General features: G+C 49.2%; 1 pseudogene. It reads left to right on the top strand.

The window, feature by feature from the left end:
* Positions 1 to 144: 144 nt before the first annotated feature.
* A pseudogene (locus tag CHH91_RS18040) lies at positions 145 to 356 on the top strand (LysE family translocator); the annotation flags it as partial.

The raw sequence follows: 356 nt of genomic DNA, 5'->3' as shown, positions 1-356 counted from the left end.
CCCCGACTCATTGATACAGTGTAAGTTCGGACCGATGGCCGCGGCGGAGTTTCTTTCGATTGCTAGGTTTACTGCCGCAATATCGTACTATACCGTAAGCTGCCCGCGGGTGTATCATGCATGAAAATGCATGGAGGTATCATCATGAGCTTACTGTCTTTTCTAGCGTACTGTGTCATCGCTACCTTTACACCGGGGCCGACAAACATTGCGATTTTGTCGATCGCACATCGTGTTAGAATAAAAGAGTCCTTTCAGTACATGTACGGAGCGACGATCGCCTTTGGCATGCTACTAGCAGCATCCGCTCTGTTTAATCAAGCGATGGTTGCCGTGGTGCCGAATATCATCGACGT

Source organism: Virgibacillus sp. 7505, from assembly GCF_002272135.1.
GTDB lineage: Bacteria > Bacillota > Bacilli > Bacillales > Amphibacillaceae > Terribacillus.
Note: the sequence above shows the minus strand (reverse complement) of the source record. Positions and strands in the feature narration are given on the sequence as shown.